This window comes from Kitasatospora sp. NEAU-69, assembly GCF_057158765.1.
The window spans coordinates 118636-142425 of the sequence record NZ_JBWXUE010000010.1 but is presented as its reverse complement, the minus strand read 5'-3'; the positions used below and the strand labels follow the sequence as shown (position 1 = coordinate 142425).

21 protein-coding genes are annotated in these 23790 nt (G+C 70.2%); 12 read left to right on the top strand and 9 right to left on the bottom strand.

The window, feature by feature from the left end; all coding sequences use genetic code 11:
- Positions 1-4 precede the first annotated feature (4 nt).
- On the bottom strand, positions 5-403 hold the full coding sequence (locus AC060L_RS14145) for a VOC family protein (RefSeq protein ID WP_483799057.1): 399 nt from the start codon (positions 401-403) through the stop codon (positions 5-7).
- Between the two features lie 118 nt (positions 404-521).
- Between AC060L_RS14145 and AC060L_RS14140 the strand changes: the two genes are divergently transcribed.
- From AC060L_RS14140 to AC060L_RS14130, 3 genes are all read left to right on the top strand, one after another.
- Positions 522-1511: a helix-turn-helix transcriptional regulator gene (locus AC060L_RS14140; protein WP_483799056.1), complete on the top strand. Its 990-nt coding sequence runs from the start codon at positions 522-524 to the stop codon at positions 1509-1511.
- Between the two features lie 234 nt (positions 1512-1745).
- Complete coding sequence (locus tag AC060L_RS14135) at positions 1746-2063, top strand: nuclear transport factor 2 family protein (RefSeq protein ID WP_483799055.1); 318 nt, start codon at positions 1746-1748, stop codon at positions 2061-2063.
- Positions 2006-2215 (top strand): hypothetical protein, encoded by a 210-nt coding sequence (locus tag AC060L_RS14130; protein ID WP_483799152.1) that lies wholly within the window; start codon positions 2006-2008, stop codon positions 2213-2215. Before AC060L_RS14135 ends, AC060L_RS14130 begins: the two co-directional genes overlap by 58 nt.
- A 46-nt stretch (positions 2216-2261) precedes the next feature.
- Here the strand turns inward: AC060L_RS14130 and AC060L_RS14125 are convergent, their stop codons facing one another.
- A complete protein-coding gene (locus tag AC060L_RS14125) occupies positions 2262-5177 on the bottom strand; it encodes a glycosyl hydrolase family 95 catalytic domain-containing protein (protein WP_483799054.1) in 2916 nt (971 codons plus the stop codon).
- A gap of 43 nt (positions 5178-5220) precedes the next feature.
- Entirely contained in the window at positions 5221-8025 is a 2805-nt protein-coding gene (locus tag AC060L_RS14120; RefSeq protein ID WP_483799053.1) for a glycosyl hydrolase family 28 protein, read from the bottom strand.
- 291 nt (positions 8026-8316) lie between these two features.
- Between AC060L_RS14120 and AC060L_RS14115 the strand changes: the two genes are divergently transcribed.
- The 6 genes from AC060L_RS14115 (at position 8317) to AC060L_RS14090 (ending at position 16681) form a co-directional block, all read left to right on the top strand.
- Positions 8317-9324 (top strand): LacI family DNA-binding transcriptional regulator, encoded by a 1008-nt coding sequence (locus AC060L_RS14115; RefSeq protein ID WP_483799052.1) that lies wholly within the window; start codon positions 8317-8319, stop codon positions 9322-9324.
- Between the two features lie 151 nt (positions 9325-9475).
- The gene (locus AC060L_RS14110; RefSeq protein WP_483799051.1) at positions 9476-12439 is read left to right on the top strand and encodes a glycoside hydrolase family 2 TIM barrel-domain containing protein; all 2964 of its coding nucleotides are present in this window, start codon (positions 9476-9478) and stop codon (positions 12437-12439) included.
- Positions 12440-12512: 73 nt separating this feature from the next.
- A complete protein-coding gene (locus AC060L_RS14105) occupies positions 12513-13829 on the top strand; it encodes an ABC transporter substrate-binding protein (RefSeq protein ID WP_483799050.1) in 1317 nt (438 codons plus the stop codon).
- Positions 13830-13952: 123 nt separating this feature from the next.
- Positions 13953-14936 carry a carbohydrate ABC transporter permease gene (locus AC060L_RS14100; protein ID WP_483799049.1) on the top strand — a complete coding sequence of 328 codons (984 nt, stop codon included), beginning with the start codon at positions 13953-13955 and terminating at the stop codon, positions 14934-14936.
- The gene (locus AC060L_RS14095; protein ID WP_483799048.1) at positions 14933-15838 is read left to right on the top strand and encodes a carbohydrate ABC transporter permease; all 906 of its coding nucleotides are present in this window, start codon (positions 14933-14935) and stop codon (positions 15836-15838) included. Before AC060L_RS14100 ends, AC060L_RS14095 begins: the two co-directional genes overlap by 4 nt.
- A 12-nt stretch (positions 15839-15850) precedes the next feature.
- Complete coding sequence (locus AC060L_RS14090) at positions 15851-16681, top strand: DeoR/GlpR family DNA-binding transcription regulator (protein ID WP_483799047.1); 831 nt, start codon at positions 15851-15853, stop codon at positions 16679-16681.
- A gap of 51 nt (positions 16682-16732) precedes the next feature.
- On the opposite strand, the gene AC060L_RS14085 is transcribed toward AC060L_RS14090, so the two are convergent.
- Together AC060L_RS14085 and AC060L_RS14080 are read right to left on the bottom strand one after the other, a co-directional pair.
- Positions 16733-17146: a hypothetical protein gene (locus AC060L_RS14085; RefSeq protein ID WP_483799046.1), complete on the bottom strand. Its 414-nt coding sequence runs from the start codon at positions 17144-17146 to the stop codon at positions 16733-16735.
- A 186-nt stretch (positions 17147-17332) separates the two neighbouring features.
- Entirely contained in the window at positions 17333-17809 is a 477-nt protein-coding gene (locus AC060L_RS14080) for a MarR family winged helix-turn-helix transcriptional regulator (RefSeq protein WP_483799045.1), read from the bottom strand.
- Positions 17810-17879: 70 nt separating this feature from the next.
- Between AC060L_RS14080 and AC060L_RS14075 the strand changes: the two genes are divergently transcribed.
- Both AC060L_RS14075 and AC060L_RS14070 read left to right on the top strand, forming a co-directional pair.
- Entirely contained in the window at positions 17880-18815 is a 936-nt protein-coding gene (locus AC060L_RS14075) for an alpha/beta hydrolase (RefSeq protein WP_483799044.1), read from the top strand.
- Positions 18816-18896: 81 nt separating this feature from the next.
- Positions 18897-20876 carry a prolyl oligopeptidase family serine peptidase gene (locus tag AC060L_RS14070; protein WP_483799043.1) on the top strand — a complete coding sequence of 660 codons (1980 nt, stop codon included), beginning with the start codon at positions 18897-18899 and terminating at the stop codon, positions 20874-20876.
- Between the two features lie 108 nt (positions 20877-20984).
- Here AC060L_RS14070 and AC060L_RS14065 read toward each other — a convergent pair whose 3' ends face one another.
- Complete coding sequence (locus AC060L_RS14065) at positions 20985-21230, bottom strand: hypothetical protein (RefSeq protein WP_483799042.1); 246 nt, start codon at positions 21228-21230, stop codon at positions 20985-20987.
- Here AC060L_RS14065 and AC060L_RS14060 point away from each other — a divergent pair.
- Positions 21220-21621, top strand: coding sequence for a hypothetical protein (locus AC060L_RS14060; RefSeq protein ID WP_483799041.1), 402 nt, complete (start codon positions 21220-21222; stop codon positions 21619-21621). The genes AC060L_RS14065 and AC060L_RS14060 overlap by 11 nt on opposite strands.
- Before the next feature lie 45 nt (positions 21622-21666).
- Here AC060L_RS14060 and AC060L_RS14055 read toward each other — a convergent pair whose 3' ends face one another.
- From AC060L_RS14055 to AC060L_RS14045, 3 genes are read right to left on the bottom strand one after another with little or no spacing between them, the layout of a single operon-like run.
- Positions 21667-22308 (bottom strand): DUF1700 domain-containing protein, encoded by a 642-nt coding sequence (locus tag AC060L_RS14055; protein WP_483799040.1) that lies wholly within the window; start codon positions 22306-22308, stop codon positions 21667-21669.
- Positions 22305-22688, bottom strand: a complete 384-nt coding sequence (locus AC060L_RS14050) for a PadR family transcriptional regulator (protein ID WP_483799039.1) — start codon at positions 22686-22688, stop codon at positions 22305-22307. The genes AC060L_RS14055 and AC060L_RS14050 overlap by 4 nt, the downstream gene beginning before the upstream one ends.
- Positions 22689-22738: 50 nt before the next feature.
- Complete coding sequence (locus AC060L_RS14045) at positions 22739-23779, bottom strand: NAD(P)-dependent alcohol dehydrogenase (RefSeq protein ID WP_483799038.1); 1041 nt, start codon at positions 23777-23779, stop codon at positions 22739-22741.
- Positions 23780-23790: the final 11 nt, after the last annotated feature.

The window sequence follows — 23790 nt, the reverse complement described above, 5'->3', positions numbered from 1 at the left end:
GTCGTCAGCGAGCGAACTTCTCGATGGCCGCCGGCGTGACAGGCGTGAAGAAGTTGACGAGGTTGCCGTCAGGGTCCCGGAGCAGCAGCGACCGGTTGCCCCAGGGCATCGTGGTGGGCTCGGTCACGAAGTCGGCGACGACATCGACCAGGTTCCGGTACACACCGTCCACGTCGGCGACGAGGAACTCGATGATCACGCTGTTGTTCTCGGCCGGACGGGCGGAGCCGGGGGCGAACAGAGCCACGGTGCGGGTGCTGCCGATCGCGAGGGTCGCTCCGGCGGTCCGCAGCTCGGCGAAGTCCTCGGTGGACCAATCGGCCCGCACTCCGGTGGCCCGCTCGTAGAAGTCGACAAGGCGCGCGATGTCGCCGGTGATGATCCGGGTCGAAACGAAGTCCATGGTGCTCTCCTCAGGTCGGTGAAGCCGCTGGTGAAGCGGCTGGTGAAGCCGTTGCACCTCCGACGCTAGAGCCAATAGTGGACAGAATCGGTCCGGTATCGACGCTAGGCTTCTGGACATGGCTCGACCCACCAGCCGCGTGCTCACCCTCCTGGAACTCCTGCAGTCGGGCGGGATCAGAACGGTGGCCGAACTCGCCGACCGGCTCGGCGTCGACGGGCGCACCGTGCGGCGGTACGTGGACCACCTGGTCGATCTCGACATCCCCGTCGAGGCGGTCCGTGGCCGCTACGGCGGGTACCGGCTCGCCCCCGGGTACCGCCTGCCTCCGCTCATGCTCAACGACGACGAGGCGCTCGCCGTGCTGCTCGGGCTCGTCGCGGGCCGCAGGACGGGGCTGCTGACGGCGACCGAGACCGCGGGCGAGACGGCGGCGGCCAAGATCCGCCGGGCCCTGCCCGAGCGTCTGGCCCGCCGGCTCGACGCCGTCATGGAATCCCTCGCCTTCACGGCGCCGCCCGGCGAGTCGGCCACCCCGGAGACCGGGGTCCTGCTCGCCGTCGCCGACGCGGTGCGTCATCGCCGACCGATCTCGATCAGGTACACCACCCGGGACGGCCGACGGAGCGAACGCACGCTGCACCCCTACGGGATCGTCACCCATGCGGGCCGGTGGTACGTGACGGGCACCGATCCCGGGATCGGCCAGGACCGGACGTTCCGGCTCGATCGCATCGCGGACGCGAGGACGCTGCCGGGCTCGTTCGAGCCGCCCGCCGGACTCGATCCGGCACAGCGCGTCCTGTCAGGGCTCGCCAAGGCCGCGTACCGGCACGAAGTGACCCTGCGGATCCACGGGACGCTCGAACAGATCCGCACCCGACTCCCCGCCAGCATCGCGAGCGTGGCGGATCCCGCGCCCGCCGAAGGCACGGATCCGCACACCGAGCGGTGGCACCACGTCGAACTGCGGGCAGAGCGGCTCGACTGGCTGCCTCCCGTACTCGCCTCGCTCGACCGGCCGTTCGTCATCGAGCGACCGGACGAACTCCGGGACCTCGTCATCGCGCTCGCCGACCGGCTCACCACCTCCGCCCGCCGAACCTGACCTCGCCATCCACCGCGAGAACCCCCGCTCCCTGCGGTGGAGGGAGCTCATGGCCTCCGCCTGCCGTTCGACGCTCGGGCCTCCCGCAGCCTCCTCACTGTCCAGCCGACGATCGCCCCCCGCACGAAAAGCCGTCAGCCTTCACTCGATCAGCTGAAAATCAGCCTTCCTGGCCCCATCGCAGCGAATCGCCGATTCGGGGTGAATCGGTACATATTGGCTAACATCGGCGACATGATGACACCTGAGAATCAAGGACTGGCACTGCAGATCCTGACCGACTGCGCCGCGGTCCGCGAGCTCGTGGACAGGTACGCGAAGGTGTTCGACGACCGCTCCTTCACTGTGATGCTGCCGACGCTGTTCGTGCCGGACGGCGAGATCGAGCTGCCTCCGGGCGGTCATCACGGCCTCGAAGGCATGGACGACTTCCACGAGGACGTGATGCGGCCCTTCGGCCCACGCAGCACCTCTTCACCAACACGCTCGTCGACATCGATGACGGCCGGGCCGCGTTCCAGGCCAACACCCACGTCACGCACACCGTCCTGAAGGACGACGGCACAGCGGATGACGACAACCTGTTCCTCGCCGGCGGCGTGCTGGCGGGCATCGCAGTCCGTAGCCCGGCTAGATGGCGATTCCAGAAGGTCACGCTCGACGTCGTCTGGCGACAGGGCGGGTTCGGTCCACCCGCACAGTAGAGCGATCACCACCCCATCGCTGAACACCGGCGTTCGGTCGGGGCCGTCACACTCCGACGGGCTGCCACTCCTGGTTGGTGCCGCCGGCGGCGGGCCACTGGATGATCTTGGCGCCGTCGTCGGTCGAGCCGCCGTTCACGTCCACGCACAGGCCGCTCCTGACGTTGATCAGGCGGTAGTAGCCACCGGACGTCGGTACGAGCTTCCACCACTGGTTGACGCCGTTGGTGTCCGACCACTGGTCGAGCGCCGTGCCGTTGGTGGTGGAGCCGCCGGGGTTGTCGAGCACCTTGCCGCTGTTGACGTTGGACAGGCGGTACGAGCCGTCGTGGTCGGGGAGCAGCTGCCACTTCTGGTTGGCGCTGCCGGACCAGGTGAACTGGATCGCGGCGCCGCCGTCGGCTGTGGAGGCACCGGAGACGTCGATGGCCTTGCCGCTCCTGCGGTTGACCAGTTTGAAGACTCCGGTGAGCAGGCCGATGGTGATCGTGGTGCTGGTGCCGGCGGTCAGCGACACGGTTCGGGCGTGGTTGCCCAGCGGGGACGTGGTCACCGTGGCGGCGGTGCTGACGGACGTGATGCCGCGTCGGCAGATGAAGGTGACGTCCTGGTCGATGTCCGAGGTGAGCTCGACGGTGGCGGTACGGGCCGCGGTGTCCCAGGTCAGGGACTGGACGCTGATGCGGTTGCGGCTGCGGACGCCCTTGATGGTGCCCTGGGCCAGCTGGTCGGGGAGGGCGGGGAGGATCTCCAGGACGCCGGGGCGGCTGTAGAGCAGTGCCTCGGCCAGGACGGCGGGGATGGTGTTGGCCGCGTCGCAGTTGTAGATGTCCAGGTCGGGGTTGTGGGAGGTCATGAGCGAGCGCCAGACCATGTTCTTGCCGTAGATCTTCAGCAGGTTGGCGTAGACGCCGGGGCCGTCCTTGAGGCGGGCGCGGGACAGGGCGCGGTGCAGGCTGCCGTGGGCCGAGAAGTTCGCGTCGGTGCGCAGGTCCAGGGCCCTGGCCGCGTACCTGACGAGATCGGGCTTCTCCTCGGGGTTGATCTCGTGCAGTGGCCAGGCGCCGTACATGTGCTGCACGTGCCGGTGGTCGTAGTGGTCGGTCAGGCCCGGCCAGGACCATTCGGCCAGCGCCCCGTCGCTGTTGACGGTGCAGTCGGGGAGCTTGGCGAGCAGGGCGGTCCAGCGGGCGACGCCCTGGCCGCTGCCCTGTTCGAGACCGAGTTGGTCGGCGGCGTCGATGGCGGCGTGCAGGGCGTGCCGGCCGGCCATGATGTCGCCGGTGGCGTTGATGGAGAAGGCCTGGCCCGTGCTGGTCGGGGTGTTCTCCATGGAGAAGGAGGGGACGAAGACGGCCTTGCCGTCGGAGTCGGTGCGGGTGAGGAAGTCCTCGTAGAACAGGGCGAGTTCCATCAGGGCGGGGCCGAGCTTGTCCCTCAGGAAGGCGGCGTCACCGGTGACCTGGTAGTACTCCAACAGGGGGTAGAGCATCCAGTCGGCGCCGCCGGTCCATGCCTGGCCGGGGAAGCCGGCGTTGTTGAAGTGCAGCATGTGCCCGTACTCACCGTCGGTGCGGGAGGGGGCCATGAAGCCGCGGGCACCGTAGAGCCGGGCGGCGTTGTCGCGCCAGTGCGCCAACTGGCCGAGGACGAGGTCGAAGTACCCCTGCATGGCGTCGCTGAGGTCGAGGATGTTGCCGCCGGAGACCTGGAGGTTGATGTTGGCGTCGGTGGTGAAGTCATCGGCCCAGGAGCCGGCCCAGGTGCCGGTCCAGATGCCGGGCAGTCGGGGCGGCAGGACGCCGGTCGAGCTGACGAAGAGATAGCGGCCGGAGTCGTACATGCGCTCCAGCAGCGCGATGTCGACCGCGCCGCTGTTGGCCTTCTGGCGGGCGATGAGGTCGCTGGTGGCCAGTTGCCGGTCGGCGGTGGAGACGTTCAGGTCGATGCTGGAACGGTCGTACATCGCCTGGTGCTCGGGAGCGTGCCGGGCCAGCAGGGTGGCGTAGTCGGCGGTCAGCGAGGCCAGCGCGGTCTGCAGCGGCTTGGCGTCCCAGCCGGTGGAGGTCTCGTACCGGCCGAGCTTGGTCAGCAGCAGCACCTTGGTGGCCTTGGCGACCACGAGGGTGCTTCCGCTGGCCGTGATCGAGGCGCCGGCTCCGGAGACGACGACCCGGGTGACGCCCTCGTAGCCGAAGGCGCCCTGGCCGGCGGGGTAGGTGCCGCGCAGGTTCAGGTAGCCGTCGCCGCTGGAGACGGTGGCGGTGGTGGCGTAGGAGACGCTGGTCGGCGCGGAGTCCAGCGCGGTGTTGACGCCGAGGGTGGTGTCGACGGTGCGGCCGGTGGCGGGCAGCAGCTCGTGCACGATGACCTGGTCGGCGCGGGAGACGAAGACGTGACGCTTCCAGGTGCCGAAGGAGTCGGTCCAGGTGTGGGTGACCTCGCCGGTACGGAAGTCGGTGATCCGGGCGTAGTCGTTGACCGTGGTCATGCCCGGGGTGCTGAGCTGCAGCTCGTAGCCGGGGTGGAACGTCTGCGTCCACTTCAGGTTCCAGCCGTTGGCGAAGGTCGAGGCGGCCCCGGCGTAGTCGCCCGCCAGCGCCTTGTTCCGGGCCGGCTCCAGTACGGCGGTCAGGTCCGGGGGCATCGTGCTCCGGGTGCCGTTGGGCAGCACGAACCGGTGGTGGTTGAAGACCATCTTCTCGAGCGTGGGAGCTCCGTAGTACACGGTGCCGTACTCGCCGTTGCCGCTCAGGAAACCGTCGGTCCAGGCCGAGGCGGTGGCGCTGTCCCACATGCCGCGGTCCGGGAGGCTGACCTGGGGCGGGAGCGTGGCCTGCGGCGGGACGGCCGCGGCGGCCTGCTGGGCACCCACGAGCCCGGGCAGGGTCGTGGCGCCGGCGGTCAGCGCGGCGGCGGTGAGGAAGTGCCGGCGGTCCAGGGGGCGGTCGGGCAGATTCACGATGCGACTCCGTTGTCCGATGCCTGGCGGTGGGTGCGGCGGCCTACGGGGTCACGGTCAGCGCGGGCACCATGTCAGCGCTCGCGTTGGTGAGCTTCCCGGAGCCGGTGGCGCCTTCGGAGCTGACGAAGCGCAGCTCGTGGCCGGTGCCCGTGTCGCCGACGGCGAGCAGGAGCGTGGACTGCTTGGCCGCGAAGGCGTTCTGGACGAAGGGGGTGATGTCGACGGTGATGTCGCGGCCGTCGATGGCGTTGCCCTGGTGGGTCCCGCCGCCCTCGGGGATGACGGTCGAACCCAGGGCGAAGGTGGCCGACCGGGCGACGGAGGAGGTCGTGGCGGTGAAGCTCGGCCGGTTCGGCCAGGTCATCGTGCCGACCGGGCAGGACGTGCCGCCGCCGGTGCACGTGGTGTCGCTGACGGGCTGCACGAGCAGCTGGTCGGTGTCGGTCGGCGCAACCGTGGTGTAGCGGTGGCCGACGTAGGTGAGGTGGAGGGTCGCCTGGCTCGGTGCCCTGGTGAGGCCGCCGAGCGGGAACTGGAGGTAGGAGAGCTTCCCGTCCCCGGATCCCGTGGTGTACTGCTCGCCCATCAGGCCGTCACCGGTGTTGCGGGTGACGAGGGTCAGGTCCGCGGAGTTGTTCGTGCTCTGGTCGCCGGCCCACGCACCCACCCAGGTGTCGCCGCTGGTGACGGCGCCGGCCCTGACGTTCTGGGTCTGGCCGTTCGCGTCCGTGTAGGTGCTGGTCAGGGTGCCGACGCCGCTCGTGGTGAGCGGGAGCTGGCCGGTGTACTCGACGGGCTGCCCCGCGACGTGGAGGTTGTTCAGCGTCGCGTTCGTGACGCCGGTCATGTTGTTCGTGGTCTGCTTCGAGAACCACACGTCGTCGAGGTTGACGGTGGGGATGGGGGACTTGACGTATGTGTAGGTGTTTCCGGACCCGTCGGGGTTGGGGGCGTACCCGTAGTTGGCCTGCTGGTCGGCGGTGACGGTCTGGGTGGTTCCGTTGCCGCCGTTCACGCTGATCGATCCCGAACCGAACCGGGACGAGTCGATCGAGCTGTTCTTCACCACGAGGCTCAGGAGGCGCGGGTACGTGTTGGAACCGCTCATCACGGTGATGCCGCCGACCAGGGGCGACACCGAGTTGAAGTTGTCGAACGTGTAGTTGCCGATCTGGTGGCCGTTGGTCTGGTAGCCGAGGCGGATCGCGTTGCCGGCATTGACGGCCCAGTTCAGGGTGTTGCTGACCGAGATGTTGTTCGAGTCCTGCTCGTCCCAGTGGTTGGAGTCGAACCCGAGCTGGTTGGCGACGGCGTCGTAGGCGCCGATCGCGTTGACGTAGCCCTGGACGTCGGCGCTCGGGGTGCCGAGCTGGAAGTTGTTCCAGACGCCGGAGCCGAGCGGGGTGAACCCGTTACTGGGGTTGTAGTGGCCGGACGCGAACGCGTCGTCGTTGCCGAGGGTGAAGACGCCGTTGGCGGTGATGTCCCGGCCGCTCGCGAAGTCCGTGCCGTCCACCCACGGCTGGGCGTACGGGGTGAGGGCCTTGATGTTGTTGAACGTGACGCTGCTGGCGGTGTGGGTTTCGAAGTTCCACTGCTTCGCGTTGCGCTCGTAGGTGTCGTTGAAGGTGATGTTCGACGAGTGCATGACCATGACGCCGCCCTGGTGCTGGCTGCGGTAGGCGTCGTGCAGGTCACCGCCACCGGAGGAGTTGTAGTTCGCCACTCCGTTGACGTCGAAGACGCCGCGGCCGTCGATCTCGACGTTGTTCGAGCTGACGATTCCGATCGCCGGCTCGAAGGCCTCCATGTACGCCTGGACCCGGTTGACCAGCAGGGCCCCTTCGTCGGTGTCGATCTTCAGCTTGCCGCCCTTGAGCTTGCTGCCGTCCACACCGTTGACCTGCAGGCCCGACCACAGGTAGGTGCCGTTCGGGAAGTAGAGGGTGTCGAGCTGCGTGGGGTCGGCCTGGATGGTCCGGATCGCGGCCTGCAGGGCGAAGGTCTGGTCGCCGGCGGCCATCACCCGCTCGTTCGGGTAGCGCACGTTGGCGGTGTTAGCGCTCACAAGGCTGCCCGCCGAAGTGACCTGGCCGGCCGCGATGGCGGTGCCGTCGACGGTGCGTCCCGCCATGGAGCTGGTCGTCGCGGCCGGAGCGGTCTGGGCCGCGCTGTTCGGGTGCGCCGCGAGGTACTTGGCGGCGAACTCCTGGAAGTTGAGGACCCCGGTCTGCGGGTTGACGCCCGAACCGTCCGGCGCGTCCGTGGTGTCCGGCCGCTGCGACGGGTCCTCGATCGGGTCGTTGACGACCGCCAGATAGGGCTGACCGGCGGCGTTGGTCGAGTCGCCGTTGACCATCACGATCGCCTCGTTCAATCCGGCGCCCGACGCCATCCGGAACGTCAGGGTGTGCTTGTCCGGGCTCACCGACACGCTGCCGGCGGGGTAGTAGCGCGCCGGGTAGACGTTCACCGTGTTGACCGTGGTGCTGGGCAGCGTGACCGTGATCGTCGGCGTCCGGGAGCTCGACGCGAACCGCGCGATGTCGAAGTTGTGGCCGTTCTGGGTGTACTGCACGGCCTGGACGGGTGCACTGGCGACCTGCACCTGGTACTTGCCGGACGCCACATCCGGCGACGCCGTCGTCCCGCCGCCCACGCCCGACGGTGCGTAGGTGTGGACCGTGACAGGGGTGGCGGCGTGTGCGGAGACGGCGCCGGTGAGCAGGAGGCTCGCCACCGTGACGGCGGCGCCGACGGTGGCTGCGATGACGCGGTTGACGCGCGAGGCGCCCCGCGCCGGAGTGGGGTTCGAGTCGGCTTCGTCGCCGGCCGGTCGGATCATGCTGGTCTCTCCTCAGGACTGGACCGTTCCAGGTCCCTTCGGGCACTCACCTGGACGGTCCACAGCGTTGACCGATCCACGCGACCGGTGTGGCCGGGATGTTAATGGCGCGTTTCCCGGGACGTCAACGGTCCGCGCGCTCCCCGCACGTGGGACCGTGTACGACGTGCAGTGTTGCCCGGAGTTCACGTAACGGCTGCATCACGGTCTTCCGGCAACGCCTTGCCCTGGTGCGGCGCGTGATCCTACGCTGACGCCAATTCGTGGATCGATAAAAGTTCGGGAGCAGTCATGGTGACAATGGCGGAGGTGGCCGCTCGGGCAGGAGTCACCAAGCAGACCGTCTCCAACGTGGTGGCCGGCAAGAAGGTGCGGCCGGAGACCCTGGCGAAGGTGAACACGGCGATCGCCGAGCTCGGCTACAAGCCGAACCTGGTGGCGCGCTCGCTGCGCACCGGCAGCACCTCGACCGTGGGGCTTTTCGTGCCGTCGGTGGCCAATCCGTTCTACTCGGAGGTGGTCGAGGAGGTGGAGAACGTCCTGGTCGGCCACGGGTACAACCTGCTGCTGGCCACGACGCGCGACGATCCCGACTACACCCGGGCCCACCTGGAGAACCTCGCCGCGCGCTCGGTGGACGCACTGCTGGTCGCCGGGGACAAGGGCGTCGAGCAGCAGCTGCCGATGCTCAACGCGGCCGCCTTCCCGGTCGCACTGTTCGCCTGGGAGGGCGACCCGCCGACCACGCTCCCGGTGGTGTCCATCGACTACGAGCACGCCGGCTTCCTGGCCGGGCGCCACCTGCGCGAGCTCGGCCACCGGAACGTCGCGGTGATCGCCGACCTCCCCGCCCACACGCTGCGCGTCGCCGGGTTGCGCCGGGCGTTCGCCGCCGACGGGCTGGCCATCGACGACCACCAGGTGTTCACCCGTACCAGCGACGACGCGGCCGGCGGGTACGACGCAGCCTGCGCGGCACTGGACGCCGACCCGGAACTGACGGCGCTCTTCGCCACCCACGACGTCCTGGCCGTCGGCGCCATCGAGGCGGTGGTCCGGTCCGGGCGGCGGGTCCCCGAGGACGTCAGTGTCGTCGGCTTCGACGACATCGCGGTGGTCGGACGCATCGACCCGGCGCTGACCACGGTCACCTTCCCGAAGCGCGAGATGGCCCAGCAGGCCGTCGAACTGCTGCTGCGCGCCGTCGACTCCGGCCGGCCGCCGACCAACGTCATCTCGCTGCTGCGCCCGACCCTGACGGTCCGGGCCAGCAGCGCCCCGCCCCGAGCAACCGCCTAGCGCCTAGCACCTGGCGCCTGTCCGGCGGATCCTGCCGGGCAGGCCCCCAGCACCCGAAGCCGCTCGACCCGCACGTGATCCAGGGAGCCGGCGGCAGGCTCCGCTGTGCCCTCCCCCGTCACCTCGACGACTTCCGAGAGGACTCTCACCGATGAACGACCCCGACCCCGACGCCTACGTCGAAGACCGGTCACCGGGCACCGGACGGCTGCGGCCGCGCGCCGCGTTCGCCTCCGACCTGCCCGCGATCGCGCTCGACGGCGACTGGAGATTCCGCCTGGCGTCAGGGCTGGACGACCTCACCGGGGACTTCGCCACACCGGACTTCGACGACGCCGGCTGGGACATGCTCGCCGTGCCGTCCTGCTGGCAGATGACCGGCCTGCCCGGCGAGCCGCGCTACGGCACCCCGGCCTACACCAACATCCTCTACCCGTTCCCGGTCGACCCGCCGCGGGTGCCCCGGCAGAACCCGACCGGCGAGTACCGTCGCGAGTTCGAGGTTCCGGACGGGTTCCCGGCGGCGGCCGCAGTGCTCCGGTTCGAGGGGGTCGACTCCGCGTTCGCGGTCTGGCTCAACGGCGTCCGGCTCGGCGACGGCAAGGGCAGCCGGCTGACGAGTGAGTTCGACGCCGGCGCCGCTCTGCGGCCGGGCCGGAACGTGCTCGCGGTCCGCGTGCACCAGTGGTCGTCCGGCAGCTACCTGGAAGACCAGGACATGTGGTGGCTGTCCGGGATCTTCCGGTCGGTGTCCGTGGCCGCCCGCGGTGTCGAGGACTTCTTCGTCCACACCGCCTACGACCACACCACGGGCCGGGGCAGCCTGGCCATCGACGTCACCGCCCCGACCCGGGTGTCGCTGTCGGTGCCCGAGCTCGGCATCACCGCCGCCGACCCGGCCGGACCGCACGTGATCGACGGCGTCGAGCCCTGGTCGGACGAGAACCCGCGCCTGTACTCGGGGGAACTCGTCTCGGAGGCCGGGGAGCGGATCCCGCTGCGCATCGGCTTCCGCACCGTGGCGGTCGTGGACGGGGTCCTGACCGTCAACGGCCGGCCGATCTCCCTGCGGGGCGTCAACCGCCACGAATGGCACCCGCTGACGGGGCGGACCCTGACCGAGGACACCATGGTGGCCGACGTGCTGCTCATGAAGCAGCACAACATCAACGCGGTGCGCACCAGCCACTACCCGCCCGACCACCGCTTCCTGGACCTGTGCGACGAGCACGGACTGTGGGTGTTCTGCGAGGGCGACCTCGAGACGCACGGCTTCGAGCCCGGCGGCTGGCGGCGCAATCCCAGCGACGACCCCGCATGGCGCGAGGCCTACCTGGACCGGACCGCGCGGCTCGTGGAACGGGACAAGAACCACCCCTCCGTCATCGTCTGGTCGCTGGGCAACGAGTCCGGCACCGGGGCGAACCTCGCCGCCGCGGCCGCATGGATCCGGCAGCGCGACGACAGCCGCCTGATCCACTACGAAGGCGACTGGGCGAGCTGCTCCTACGTGGACCTGTACTCCCGCATGTACATCGGCGTGGACGAGCTGGCCGCCGTGGGGCGCGGCCAGGAGGCCCCGACCGCCGATCCGGCCGACGACGCCCACCGCCGTTCCCTGCCGGCCGTGCTGTGCGAGTACGGACACGCCATGGGCAACGGCCCCGGCGGCCTGTCCGAGTACCAGCAGGTCATCGAGACGCACCCGCGCCTGGCCGGTGGCTTCATCTGGGAGTGGATCGACCACGGGATCGCCCGGATCACCGAGGACGAGGCCCCCCGCTCCTTCTACGCCTACGGCGGCGACTTCGGAGAGGAGGTCCACGACGGCAACTTCGTCGCCGACGGGCTGCTCTTCCCCGACCGCACGCCGTCGCCGGGCCTGGTCGAGTACAAGAAGGTCATCGAGCCGGTCCGGATCCACATCGACCCGGCGGCACAGCAGATCACCGTGCACAACCTGCACCACGTCCGCGACAGCGCTCACCTGGACTTCCGGTGGAGCGTCGAGGACGACGGCGAGCCGGTGGGCACCGGCAGCCTGACCGTGCCTGCGGTCGCACCGGGCGGGACGACAGCCGTCGCATGGCCCGCCGAGCTGGCCGCCGCGCTCGATTCTGCGCGCAAGAACGGCTCCGGCCACGAGGTGTGGCTGACCGTGACCGCGGCGCTCGCCACCGATGAGACCTGGGCCGCGGCTGGCCACGAGATCGCCTGGGGCCAGGGGCTGGTGGTTCCGGCCCGCTCGCTCATCCCCTTCACGCCGGCGTCGGCGACCGCCCACGACGGGTACCTCGCGCTGGGTCCCGCGCGGTTCGACATCCACACCGGCGCGCTCGTCCGGCTCGGCGCCGTGGAACTCGACGGCCCGAGGCTCGACGTCTGGCGCGCCCCGATCGACAACGACCTGCTCAACGCCTTCGGTGAGCCGCAGATCCCTGCCTGGCTCGCCGCCGGACTGCACCGGATGCGCCACGAGGTCCTGGCCATCGAGCCCGACGCCTCGGGACTCACGGTCACCGCCCGGCTCGCCGCCGCCGGGTCCTCCTCCGGACTCGACGTGGTCTACCGCTGGACGGCCTGCGAGGGACCGGTCGCGGACCGGGCCCGGCTCCGGCTGGAGACCACCGTCACGCCCGACGGCGCCTGGTCGGTGCCGCTGCCCCGCCTGGGCGTCACGATGTCGCTGCCCGGCGCCGACGCCGAGGTCGAGTGGTTCGGCCCCGGTCCTGGTGAGGCCTACCGCGACTCGCGGGCCGCGGCGCGCGTCGGCCGGTACCGGTCGACCGTCTCGGCCATGCAGACCCCTTACGTCCGCCCGCAGGAGAACGGCAACCGCCACCACGTCCGCCACGCCCGGATCACGGCCCCGGGCGGCGCCCTGCTCATCACCGGCGACCCGGTCATCGACCTGACCGTGCGCCCCTGGAGCACCGAGGCCCTGACCGCCGCGACCCACCAGCACGAACTGGTACCCGGCGACAGGCTCCATCTCCACCTGGACCAGGCGCACCACGGCCTGGGCAGCGCGGCCTGCGGACCGGGCCCCTCGGCCGCGTCCGTCCTGGCAGCGGTCCCGACCGCATTCGCCGTCGAGTTCAGCACCGACTGGTAGGCGGTCGCAGCCCGCCCGCCCGGCAGCGATCCAGCAAGGCCCCCCACCCACCGTCAGCAAGAGGTTCCCGCACATGGACAGCAGCACCATACGCACCCGCAGATTCCTCGCGTTCGCCACCGTGGCGGTCCTCGCGGCCGGCGTCAGCGCCTGCAGCAGCAGCTCCTCCGCCGGCCCCGCCGCCGAGCCGAGCCAGAACGGCCCGGTGAGCATGGAGTTCTGGGGCTGGGCGCCCGGCTACGACAAGATCGCCGACGAGTGGAACACCGCCCACCCGAACGTCAAGGTCACCTTCAAGAAGATCCCGTCGGGCGGCAAGGGCGGCTACACCCAGATCGCCGATGCGATCACCGCCGGCAAGGGCCCGTGTCTGGCCCAGATCGAGTACGGCACCATCCCGTCGATGCTCGTGAAGAACACGGTCATGGACATCACCCAGTACGCGAGCGCCGACATGGCCAAGTACGTCCCGTCGGCCGTCTCGGCCACCAGCATCGGCGGCAAGATCTACGGAGTCCCGGTGGACGTCGGCCCGATGGTCCTGTTCTACCGCGCGGACCTGTTCACCAAGTACGGCATCACCAAGCCGCCGGCCACCTGGGACGAGTACCAGGCCGACGCCCAGAAGGTCGCCGCCGTCGACCCGAGCGTGAAGTTCGGCACCGCCCCCACCGACGGCAACGAGATGGCGGCGTTCACCCTCCAGACCGGGCAGTCCTGGTACTCGACCAGCGGGAACAGCTGGACCGTCTCCGTCGACAACCCCGGCACGCAGAAGGTCGCCGCCTACTGGCAGGGCCTGAAGGACAAGGGCCTGGTGATGAACAACGACAACGCCTGGGACCCGCAGTTCGACAAGGCCGCCGAATCCGACAAGGTGGTGACCTTCGTCAACGCGGCCTGGGCCGCCGGCGGCCTGAAGGACGACCTGAAGGACCAGTCCGGCAAGTGGGCGGTCGCCCCGATGCCGACCTGGGGCGCCGGCGACACCAAGACCTCCAGCAACGGCGGCTCGGCCACCTCGGTGATGACCGGGTGCAAGACCCCCCGCGAGGCCGAGCAGTTCGCCGCGTTCCTGTCCACCGACCCCCAGGCCGTGAACACGGGCATCACCGTCGGCGGCATCTACCCGGCCTCGACCGCCGGGCAGGACGACCCGTCCCTCGCGGCGGGTGACCCGTACTTCGGCGGCAAGAACGTCAGCGACGTCTACAAGTCCTCCGCCGCGCAGATCCCCACCGGCTGGACCAATGGCCCGACCTACCAGCAGGTCGAAACGGACTTCACCGCCGCCATGGGCCAGGGCAGCATCCCGGACGCCGTCAGCAAGGTCCAGACATCGACCGTCGCCGCGATCAAGCAGCTCGGCCTGTCGGTGACCGGAGGCTGAGGCAGCGGAACTCCAGCCGCCCCGAAGGGTTCCCGCGGCCGCCCGCACCGGGCGCCGCGGGAACCCGCCCCCCTGACGAAGAACCGCCGACGAACCGCCGACGAACCGCCCAGCGAGGTTTCCATGAGCAGTACCAGCAGCGCCCGGACCGCGTCGCCGCCACAGCCGGTGGCCGTAGTCCCCCGCGGCGCCTCCCCGGCCGGCCGGCCCCGGCGCGCCGGCCGCCGCCCCGCCGCGCTGACCGCGTCCGGGTTCCTGGCGCCGTTCGCGGCGCTGTTCCTCACCATGATGGTCGCGCCGATCGGCTACGCGGTCTACGAGAGCTTCTTCACCGTCAAGCGCGCCGGGCTGTTCGGCGGCACGCAGTCCACCCGGTTCGCGGGACTGTCCAACTACCTCGCGGCCTTCCGCGACCACGACTTCATGGCGTCGATCGTCCGGGTCGTGCTGCTGGGCTGCGTCCAGGTCCCGGTCATGCTCGGCCTGGCCCTGCTGCTCGCGCTGCTGCTGGACTCCCACTCGGCCCGGCTGCGGAAGACCTTCCGGTTCGTCTACTTCCTGCCGTACGCGCTGCCGGGGGCGATCGCCGCGGTGATGTGGTCCTTCCTCCTGGTGAAGAGCCTTTCGCCGTTCACCGGCCCGCTGTCCCACATCGGGATCTCCACCGACTTCCTGTCACCGTCATGGGTCCCGGTCTCGATCGGGAACATGATCACCTGGGGCTGGACCGGCTACAACATGCTGATCATCTACTCCGCGCTGCAGACGGTCCCCGGCGAGGTGGTGGAGGCCGCCGCGCTCGACGGCTGCACCGGATGGCGCCTGGCGTGGCACGTGAAGATCCCGCTGGTGCGCCCTGCGCTGGTGATGACCACGATCTTCTCCATCATCGGGACGGCGCAGCTGTACACCGAGCCGGCGGTGCTGGTCGGCGCGCGCATTCCGGGCGTCTCGCCGAAGTTCTCCCCGATCATGAACACCACCCTGGGCATGGACGTGGGCGGCCAGAACCTGGCCGCCGCCGAGTCCGTCGTGCTCGCCCTGGTCACCCTCGTGCTCTCGTTCGGATTCCTGAAGTACAACCAGCGCAAGGGAGCGATGGCATGAGCGTGGTCCTGGGCAGCCGACCGGCCCGATCGACCCGACCCGCCCGACCGGCTCGACCGGCCCGCCGCGGCAGCGAGACCGCGAGCAGGGTCGTCGTCAACGGCGTGCTCGGCCTGATGGCCCTCTACACGCTGATCCCGCTGTGGTGGCTGTTCGTCTCCGCGACCAGGGGCTCGGGTTACCTCTACACCGGTACGCCACTGTGGTTCTCCCACTTCGACCTGATCACCAACATCAGGAGCGTGCTGAGTTTCGACGGCGGCGTCTTCTCCACCTGGCTCGCCAACAGCGCGCTGTACAGCCTCGTCGGCGCGACCGTCAGCACCCTGCTGTCCGCGATGGCCGGCTACGCGCTGACCAAGTTCAGCTTCCGCGGCCGCGAGGGCGTCTTCAACGTCATCCTCGCCTCGGTCCTCATACCGGCGCCGATGTTCGCCCTGCCGCTGTTCCTGCTCATGGCCAAGCTCAACCTCACCGACTCCTACTGGTCGGTGCTGCTCCCCAGCTGCGTCAGCCCGTTCGGCGTCTACCTGTGCCGGACCTTCGCCGGGTCGTCCGTCCCGGACGAACTGCTGGAAGCCGCGCGGATCGACGGAGCGGGCGAGGCGCGCACCTTCTTCAGGATCGCGCTGCCGCTGATGGCCCCGGCGCTGGTGACCGTCTTCCTGTTCCAGTTCGTCGCCATCTGGAACAACTACCTGCTGCCTTCACTCATGCTCAACTCCGCCTCGCGACTGCCGGTGACGGTCGGCCTGGTGCAGTGGCGGTCGGAGTTCGCCAACGGCGTGCCACCGCTGCTGCCGATCACCGGTGCCTTCCTGTCGCTGATCCCCCTGCTCGTCGCCTTCATCAGCCTCCAGCGGTTCTGGCGCAAGGGCCTGACCGCCGGCGCCGTCAAGTAGCCGCCCCGGCCCATGGTGCCGGGCACCGATCGATCGACCCGAGGAGCAGGAGGCACGATGCCCCGTCAAGCACCTGATGCCGCGATGCTCACGCGGGAGCGCCGGGACCTCATCCGCGCCGAGCTACAGTCCTCCGGTGCGGTCCGCAGCATGGAGTTGAGCACTCGGTGGGACGTCTCGATCGTGACGATCCGCCGCGACCTGACTGCCCTGGAGGCCGCAGGGCACGCGGCGCGGGTGCACGGCGGAGCGCTCAAGGGGCCGGTTGCGGCGCACGCGCCGCAACCGGTCCCCGATCGAGCCGGCGAACAGCGCGCGGGACTGCGGGCGATCGCGGTCGCGGCGGCGGGCACCGTACGACCGGGCATGACCGTGGCCCTGTGCGGCGGACCGGCGATAGAACTGCTGGCAGCCGAACTGACGGAGCACCAGGGCATCACCGTGGTGACCAATTCACTCGGAGTCGCCGCCCTCCTCCACAGCACGAGCCGCACCTCGCCCAAGCTGATCCTGAGCGGTGGTCAGCGCGGACGAGGCGGGCTGCTCGCCGGGCCGATCGCCATCGGAGCACTGACGAGCGTCCGGGTGGACACGGTGTTCGTGGACTGCGCCGGTGCCGATCCCGACGCAGGACTGACGGTCGACGACCTCGCCGAGGCGGAGTTACGCCGCCGGCTGTTCCGCTCAGCCGGCCGGCGAGTCCTCCTGGCCGAGTCCGCGGTCTTCGGCGCCCGTGCCTTGGCAGCCTTCGCGCCGCTGTCGGACCTCGATGCCGTCTTCGCCGAACGCGACGACTCCCCCAATCCGACACGCAACACGGTCCTCGCGGCGATCGGCCGGTAGGGAATCATCCGGCTCTGTCGAGGCGCAAGGTCACTGGAACGGGCAACGGCGTCAGCTCGTGAACGTCCCTATCAGGATCGAGGTCCACCAGGCGACCTGTGACACGATCGCTGCGCAGCCGGCCCGCCACAGGTAGGACATGGGCAGGTCCCGCCAGCGGCTCGCCGTGGTCACAGCGGGGAGCGTGTTGCGCAGCCGGTTGGCGAAGACGCCGTTCAGTGCCGCGACCAGAGCCGCGGTCAGGTTGACATCCGTCCATCGGTCGCTGAAGTCCGGCTGCAGGGCCGTGCCGGAGACAGCGAGGCCGAGGAATCCGGTCCAGATCAGCCACTCCGCACGGGCGGAGAACGCGAGCAGGGTCGACAGCCTGGTGCGGCCCGCCAGTACCGCGAGGCCCATCCCGTCCACGGCGAGCACCGCGCCGAATCCGACCGCCAGGCTCAGGAGGTGGACGTCGAGCGCCACCGCTCGAGCGCCCGGCCCGGGATTCATGTGCCTGGACGCGAGGATGACGGCGTACCAGCCGATGCAGACCGCGGCAACACGCCAGATGGTTCTCTGCAGGGGGTCGGCGTCAGCGCAGCAGTGGTGGGGAGTCGGAGCGTTCACGTCGAGATATTAGCTTAGCCTTGCCTAAATACTGGCCGCGCGTCAGCCCGTGGGTGTGCCGATCTGGTCGCGCTCCAGGACGGAACGCAGGTCCGAGAGGGCCTGCGCGGCGGCCGCCATGGGGGACGCCTCGAGTGCGCCTACGATCAGCTCGGCCAGCCGCTCGGTAAAGGTCCCTTCTGCCGCGTTGACCAACTGCAGGCCGTCGTCGGTCAGTTCCAGCAGTGACGACCGGCGGTCCGACGGGTTCGGCATGCGGGTGACCCATCCCTGCCGCTCCAGGCGATCGACCCCCTTGCTGGTGGCCCCGATGCCGATAGCGAACTCGGCCGCCAGATCCGCCACCCGGGCCCCGGGGTGGTCGCGGAGGTGGCGCAGGAACTCGAACTGCGAGGTGACGATCCCGTGCCGCTCGCGAAGACGGTCGTTGAGGGCGTTGTACAGCCGCGTCTCGCATCGGACGAGGTCGGCGAAGAAGCTCGGGAGGTCGACCGTCTCACCGCTCACTTTGGATGCCATGGCATATAGTCTACGTTAGATGCCACGGCATATAGTTCCGAAGAAGCTACTTGCGACAGGAGCACACTTCATGAGCAGGGAACAGCGCACGCAGCTCAGCGCGATGCTGCGGCAGCCCCGGCCCGACGGCCCGCAGTCGGTCGAGGCGATCCGAGCCGGATTCAAGGCGATGATGGCGCAGATGATCGTCCCGGACGGCCTCCGCACCACCGAGACGGCGCTCGGCGGCCGACCGGCGCTGTACGTCGAGCCGGGCAACGGAACGCGCAACGGAACGCGCAACGGGACGATCCTGTACTTCCACGGCGGCGGCTGGGTGTTCGGCTCCCCCGAGACCGCGCTGTCGCTGACGGGCAACCTCGTGGCCAGGACCGGGTTCACGGCGTACTCGCTGGACTACCGGCTCGCCCCCGAGCACCCGTTCCCGGCCGCGATCGAGGACGCGCTGAGCGCCTACCGCGCCCTCCTCGACAGCGGCGAGGACCCTTCGACCATCGCGTTCGCCGGGGACTCCGCCGGCGGCGGCCTCAGCGTCACCACCTGCCTCGCGGCACGCGAGGCCGGTCTCCCGATGCCCGCCGCGATCGTGGCCTTCTCCCCCGGCCTCGACGCCACCCGGACGGGCGAGAGCATGGACACCAAGGCCGGCATCGACCCGTTCTTCACCCACGAGGGCCTGGGACGCACCGGGGCCATGTACCTGGCGGGAGCCGACCCGCACCAGCCCATGCTCAGCCCCGCCCTCCTCGCCGACCTGACAGGCTTCCCGCCGATGCTCCTCCAGGCGGGCACCGACGAAATGCTCCTGGACGACTCCACCCGCATGGCCACCCGCGCCCGCGCGGCCGGAGTGGACGTGATCCTCGACATCACCGCCGACGTACCCCACGTGTTCCAGTCCTTCGCCGGCGTGCTCGACGAGGCAGACCAAGCGCTGGACCGCGCAGCCCTCTTCCTCACTCAGCACGTCCACGATCCCGGCACCGCGGCCAAGTCGGCCCGGTAAGTCTCCGAAACCCGACTGACACAGGCTCGTCAGTGCGACACGATGTCCGTCTGTCGTCCAGGCGAGTGAAAGGCAGTCCGCATGCCGCACCCTGCACCGCGACCGATTCCCGACTCGACCGACCTGCTCACCGCGGAACTGGTGGCGGACGTGGCCGCCCCCGTCACGCCGGCCATCTCGCCGGACGGTCGCCTGGTCGCCTATGGCGTGGTCGCGAACAGCGGAAGAAACGGACGTCCGCACAGCTCCATCTGGGTCGCCGCCGCCGATGGCAGCGCAGCCCCGCGCAGGCTGACCGACGGCACCGCCCGCGACGCCGCCCCGAAGTGGGCGCCGGACTCGGCTTCGCTGTTTTTCAGCTCCGAGTTTTTCAGCTCCGACCGCGAGGAGCCGGGCACCGCTCAACTCCGGCGGATCCCCCTGGACGGCAGCGAGGACATCACCGAGGCAGAGTCCCTGACCAGCTGGCGCGGGGGCATCGGCGACCACTACCCGCTCGCCGACGGCCGCACCGTCGCGCTGCTCGCCGAGGACGAGCCCACCGCGGAGGACGAACGCCGGGAGGCCGAAGGCGACGACGCGAAGGTCTGGGGCCGACACCTCCCGGTCACCCGGCTGCGCCTGCTCGACCTGGCGACCGGCGTGGTCCGCACCGTGGACGGCCTCGGGGACCGCCATGTCGTGGAGGTGACCCAGCGTCCGGACGGCGGCCCGCTGGCCGTGCTGAGCTGGGCCACCCCCGAGCTCGACCCCGGCGTCACGACGGCAGGACTGCATCTGGTCGCCCCGGAGACGGGAGCCATCCAGGACCTGGGCCCGGTCGGAGTCGAGGCCCAGTCCCCGGTCTGGTGGAATCACGACGGTGACTGGCATCTGGCCCATCTGGCGGTGACCCCTGGGCACTTGGTGGGCGCGCTCGCCGTGATCGACACGGTCCCACCGGCGACCGGCCCGGCCGTCGAACAGCGCAACCTCACGCTCGGCATGTCCGCCTGCCCCACCGAACTGGTGCAGGTCGCCGACGGGCCGCCGCTGGCGCTGTTCGCCGACGGGCTGGACACCGCGCTGCACCGGCTCGATCCACAGTCACTGCGGTTCCACCGGCTGTCCTGCACGCCCGGCATGCTCGCCGGGCTCACTGCGAGCCACTCCGGAGAGACCCTCGCCGTGCTGATGAGCACCGCGCGCGAGCCCAGGAACGTCCACGCGGGACCCACCGGCGGGCCACTGCTCCGGCTCAGCGACACCTCTCCCGAACTGCGCAGGATCCGCTGGGGTGTTCAGGAGCGGCTCAGCTACCAGACGGCCGACGGGCTCCAGTTGGACGGCCTGCTGATCCTGCCGGCCGGGCGGACTCGGGACGAAGGTCCGTTCCCGCTCGTCACCCTGGTCCACGGCGGCCCTTACTTCCGCCATGCCGACGAGTTCACGCTCACTGTGGTCGACTGCGGCCAGTGGCTGGCGACCGCCGGATACGCGGTCTTCCTGGCCAATCCCCGGGGCGGATCGGGCCACGGCCACGAATTCGCCGCCGTGGTGGCGGGCGCGGTGGGCGGCGACGAGTGGACCGACATCCTCGCCGGGATCGACCTGCTGGTCGCCGAGGGAGTCGCCGATCCCGAACGCCTGGGCATCTCCGGCTGGAGCCACGGCGGTTTCATGGCGGCCTGGGCCATCGGCCGGACCGAGCGGTTCAAGGCCGCAGTGATGGGCGCCGGCATCAGCGACTGGGGCATGCAGGCCGGGACCGGCGCGTGGGGAATCATGGACGCGGCACTCGGCGGCAGCACCGGCTGGGACGGGCCGGGACCGCACCTCCACGACCGGAACAGCCCGATCTCCTACGTGCCCCGGATCCGCACCCCGATCCTGATCCTGCACGGCGAGGAGGACACCAACGTCCCACTCGGCCAGGCGGTCCACTTCCATCGCGCACTGCGACACTTCGGCGTCGAGCAGGAGTTCGTCGTCTACCCCCGAGAGGGCCACGGGCTCCACGAGCGCGCCCATCAACTCGACGCCCTCCGGCGCATCCGCGCCTGGTACGACCGCTGGCTGTAGGCCCGCACTCTCCTCGTAGCGGTCGGCGTCATAGCCCGGCGACGGCCCGCACCACACGGTGCAGGCCGTCGCCCACAGCCTTCTATAACAGCCTTCAGGCGGTGAGGGTCAGCCGGTGGCCGCCTGGCGGGACCAGACGGCGGTCGGGCGGTCCTCCCGGAGCAGGTCGTCCTGGTGGTCCCCGCCGTGGGCGACCATGATGACGCGGTACTGGTCCTCGTGGAAGACCCAGTACCAGTGCTGGCCGCCGTTCGGGTCGTCCCGGCCGGGGACGGGGAGGAAGGCGTCGACGCGGGTGACGCCAAGTAGCCGGGAATCCCCACCGGAGCAACAGGAGTGACACGTGCTCAGCAAGACCCGGATCGCCGTGGCCGCCGCGGCGGGAGCCACGATCCTCGCGACCACGAGCGGCACCGCCCTGGCGGCCCCGCGCGCCGTCCAGCCTCAGACCGTGACCAGTCCCGTCATCGAGGGCGGCGCCGACGGCAAGCCCCACCTGCTGCTCTGCCCGCCCGACGAGAACGTCCTCAGCGGTGGCTTCTCGGTAACTCCCGCTGCAGGAAGGATTTTTGACCGAGAGCCGGCCGACCTGCTGGAGAGCCGCGCCAACGAGGACGCCACCGGCTGGATCATCACCGTGCGCAAGAACGACACCCCGCCGCGGGGCGGCGAGTCCAGGCCCGCGAACCTCACCATCCGCATCGTGTGCACCCAAGGCGAGAACACCCCCACGCCCAGCGGCTGACCGCCGTCCATGCGACGGCCTCCGCTGCGCGACGGCCGTCGCGGCTCAGGCGGCCGAAGCGGCGGAGCGCAGCCGGGCGGCGGAGCGGGCGAGGCGGAACGCGGCGAGGAGTGTCGGGCAGAACCCGATCGCGCAGGCCACGAGGAGGCCGGCCGGGGTCAGCCCCGCGGAGGAGGCGACGGCGAGGGCCGCCAGGGGCGTGAGCAGGATCGGGCTGAGCAGGAGCAGCGTGGCCTGCTTCTTCTCCCGTCCGGTCCACTGCGGGGACTTCGCGAGCCGGACGGCCGCGACGACGGCGCTGAACAGCGCGAGGCCGGGCCCGACCGCCGGGACGAGGAGCAACGGCATCGCCAGGACGGCGAGGGCCAGGGTCGTCGTGGTGTGGCGGCCGGTCTGCGGCTCGGGCCGGGCGCGACCCTCCTCGGCGAGCGCGGCGTCGGCGATCCGCCGGGGGCTGCCGAGCTCTTCGAGGACGCGGCGGACGGCGTCGTCGTCGGCGCCGTCGGCTGCGTCGGCTGCGTCGGCTGCGTCGGCTGCGTCGCTCTCGCTCTCGGCGAGCGCGACCTCGACGTGCTCACGCAGGTCGGCGAGCAGTTCGCGTCGGCGTTCGGCGGGCAGCGGCGCGGTGTACCGCTCGACGGCGTCGAGGTGGGCACGGACCAGGGGGTGCTCGGTGGGGTTGTTCACGGGGTGTCTCCCGGGGCGAGTACGTGATCGACGGTTTCGCGGAAGGCGGGCCACAGCGTGGCGAACTCCTTGAGCGCGCTGTGCCCGGCGTCGGTGAGGGTGTAGTAACGGCGAGACGGCCCACTGGCCGAGTCGCGCAGGAACGTGTCGGCGAGCCCGGCCCGCCGCAGCCGCGACAGCAGCGGGTAGATCGTGCCCTGACTGGTCGCCAGCGCCGGGAACCGCCCGAGCTCCTGCAACAACTCGACGCCGTACCGCGGCTCGTCGCGCAGCAGCGCGAGCACGCAGTACTCCAGTACGCCCTTGCGAAGTTGCGTCGCCACCGGCCCATCCGCAGCGCCGTCGGCGCCGCCCTTATGGCTTGCGATGCCAGGTACCATGCATCACAAGATAGCATGCAAAGCATGCAACCAGCGGCACCACACCGATGTCACAGAGTGGCCGTGTCGATGACGAATCGGTAGCGGACGTCGCTCGCGAGGACCCGCTCGTAGGCGTCGTTGATCTCGTCCGCGCGGATCAGCTCGATCTCGGCCGCCACGGTGTGCTCGGCGCAGAAGTCCAGCATCTCCTGGGTCTCCGCGATGCCGCCGATCCCCGAACTGCTCATGCTGCGCCGGTCGCCGAACAGCGACTGGAGCACGATCTGCACCGGCTCCTCCGGAAGACCGAGGTTCACCATGGTCCCGTCGGTGCGCAGCAGTGAGGTGTAGGCGGCGAAGTCCAGCGGGGCGGAGACGGTGTTGAGGATGATGTCGAACCTGCCCGCCAGCTCCTCGAAGGTCCCCGGGTCGCTGGTGGCGTGGTAATGGTCGGCGCCCAGCCGCAGGCCGTCACTCTTCTTGCGCAGGGACTGGGACAGGACGGTGACCTCGGCACCGAGCTCGTGCGCGATCCGCACGCCCAAGTGCCCCAGGCCGCCGAGTCCGACGATCGCGACCCTCGTGCCGGGGCCGGCGTTCCAGTGCCGCAACGGTGAGTAGGTGGTGATGCCGGCACAGAGCAACGGGGCGGCCACGTCCAGGGACAGGCCCTGCGGGATGCGGACGACGTAGTTCTCGTCGACGACGACCTGCTGCGAGTAGCCACCGTAGGTGGGCTGCCCGTCCTTGCCGACCGCGTTGTAGGTCCAGATCGGGCCGTCGGCGCAGTACTGCTCCAGGCCCGCCTTGCAGTTGTCACACTCGCGGCAGGAATCGACCATGCAGCCCACGCCCACCCGATCCCCCACCTGGAACCCGCTCACCCCGGGCCCGACCGCGGAGACCACCCCCGCGATCTCGTGGCCGGGCACCATCGGGAAGATCGCCTTGCCCCAGCCCTCGCGGACCTGGTGGATGTCGGAATGGCAGATACCCACGAACGCGATGTCGATCTGCACATCTCGCTCACCGACCGTGCGGCGCTCGATGGTCGTCCGCTCCAGCGGGGCCTTGGCGGCGGGTGCGGCGTAGGCGGCAACAGAGGTCATGGAGTCCTCCC

Coding starts and splice junctions, on each gene's coding strand:
- AC060L_RS14145 (WP_483799057.1), bottom strand. CDS start 403: ATGGACTTCGTTTCGACCCGGATCATCACCGGCGACATCGCGCGCCTT.
- AC060L_RS14140 (WP_483799056.1), top strand. CDS start 522: ATGGCTCGACCCACCAGCCGCGTGCTCACCCTCCTGGAACTCCTGCAG.
- AC060L_RS14135 (WP_483799055.1), top strand. CDS start 1,746: ATGATGACACCTGAGAATCAAGGACTGGCACTGCAGATCCTGACCGAC.
- AC060L_RS14120 (WP_483799053.1), bottom strand. CDS start 8,025: ATGATCCGACCGGCCGGCGACGAAGCCGACTCGAACCCCACTCCGGCG.
- AC060L_RS14115 (WP_483799052.1), top strand. CDS start 8,317: ATGGTGACAATGGCGGAGGTGGCCGCTCGGGCAGGAGTCACCAAGCAG.
- AC060L_RS14110 (WP_483799051.1), top strand. CDS start 9,476: ATGAACGACCCCGACCCCGACGCCTACGTCGAAGACCGGTCACCGGGC.
- AC060L_RS14105 (WP_483799050.1), top strand. CDS start 12,513: ATGGACAGCAGCACCATACGCACCCGCAGATTCCTCGCGTTCGCCACC.
- AC060L_RS14100 (WP_483799049.1), top strand. CDS start 13,953: ATGAGCAGTACCAGCAGCGCCCGGACCGCGTCGCCGCCACAGCCGGTG.
- AC060L_RS14095 (WP_483799048.1), top strand. CDS start 14,933: ATGAGCGTGGTCCTGGGCAGCCGACCGGCCCGATCGACCCGACCCGCC.
- AC060L_RS14090 (WP_483799047.1), top strand. CDS start 15,851: ATGGTGCCGGGCACCGATCGATCGACCCGAGGAGCAGGAGGCACGATG.
- AC060L_RS14080 (WP_483799045.1), bottom strand. CDS start 17,809: ATGGCATCCAAAGTGAGCGGTGAGACGGTCGACCTCCCGAGCTTCTTC.
- AC060L_RS14075 (WP_483799044.1), top strand. CDS start 17,880: ATGAGCAGGGAACAGCGCACGCAGCTCAGCGCGATGCTGCGGCAGCCC.
- AC060L_RS14070 (WP_483799043.1), top strand. CDS start 18,897: ATGCCGCACCCTGCACCGCGACCGATTCCCGACTCGACCGACCTGCTC.
- AC060L_RS14050 (WP_483799039.1), bottom strand. CDS start 22,688: ATGGTACCTGGCATCGCAAGCCATAAGGGCGGCGCCGACGGCGCTGCG.
- AC060L_RS14045 (WP_483799038.1), bottom strand. CDS start 23,779: ATGACCTCTGTTGCCGCCTACGCCGCACCCGCCGCCAAGGCCCCGCTG.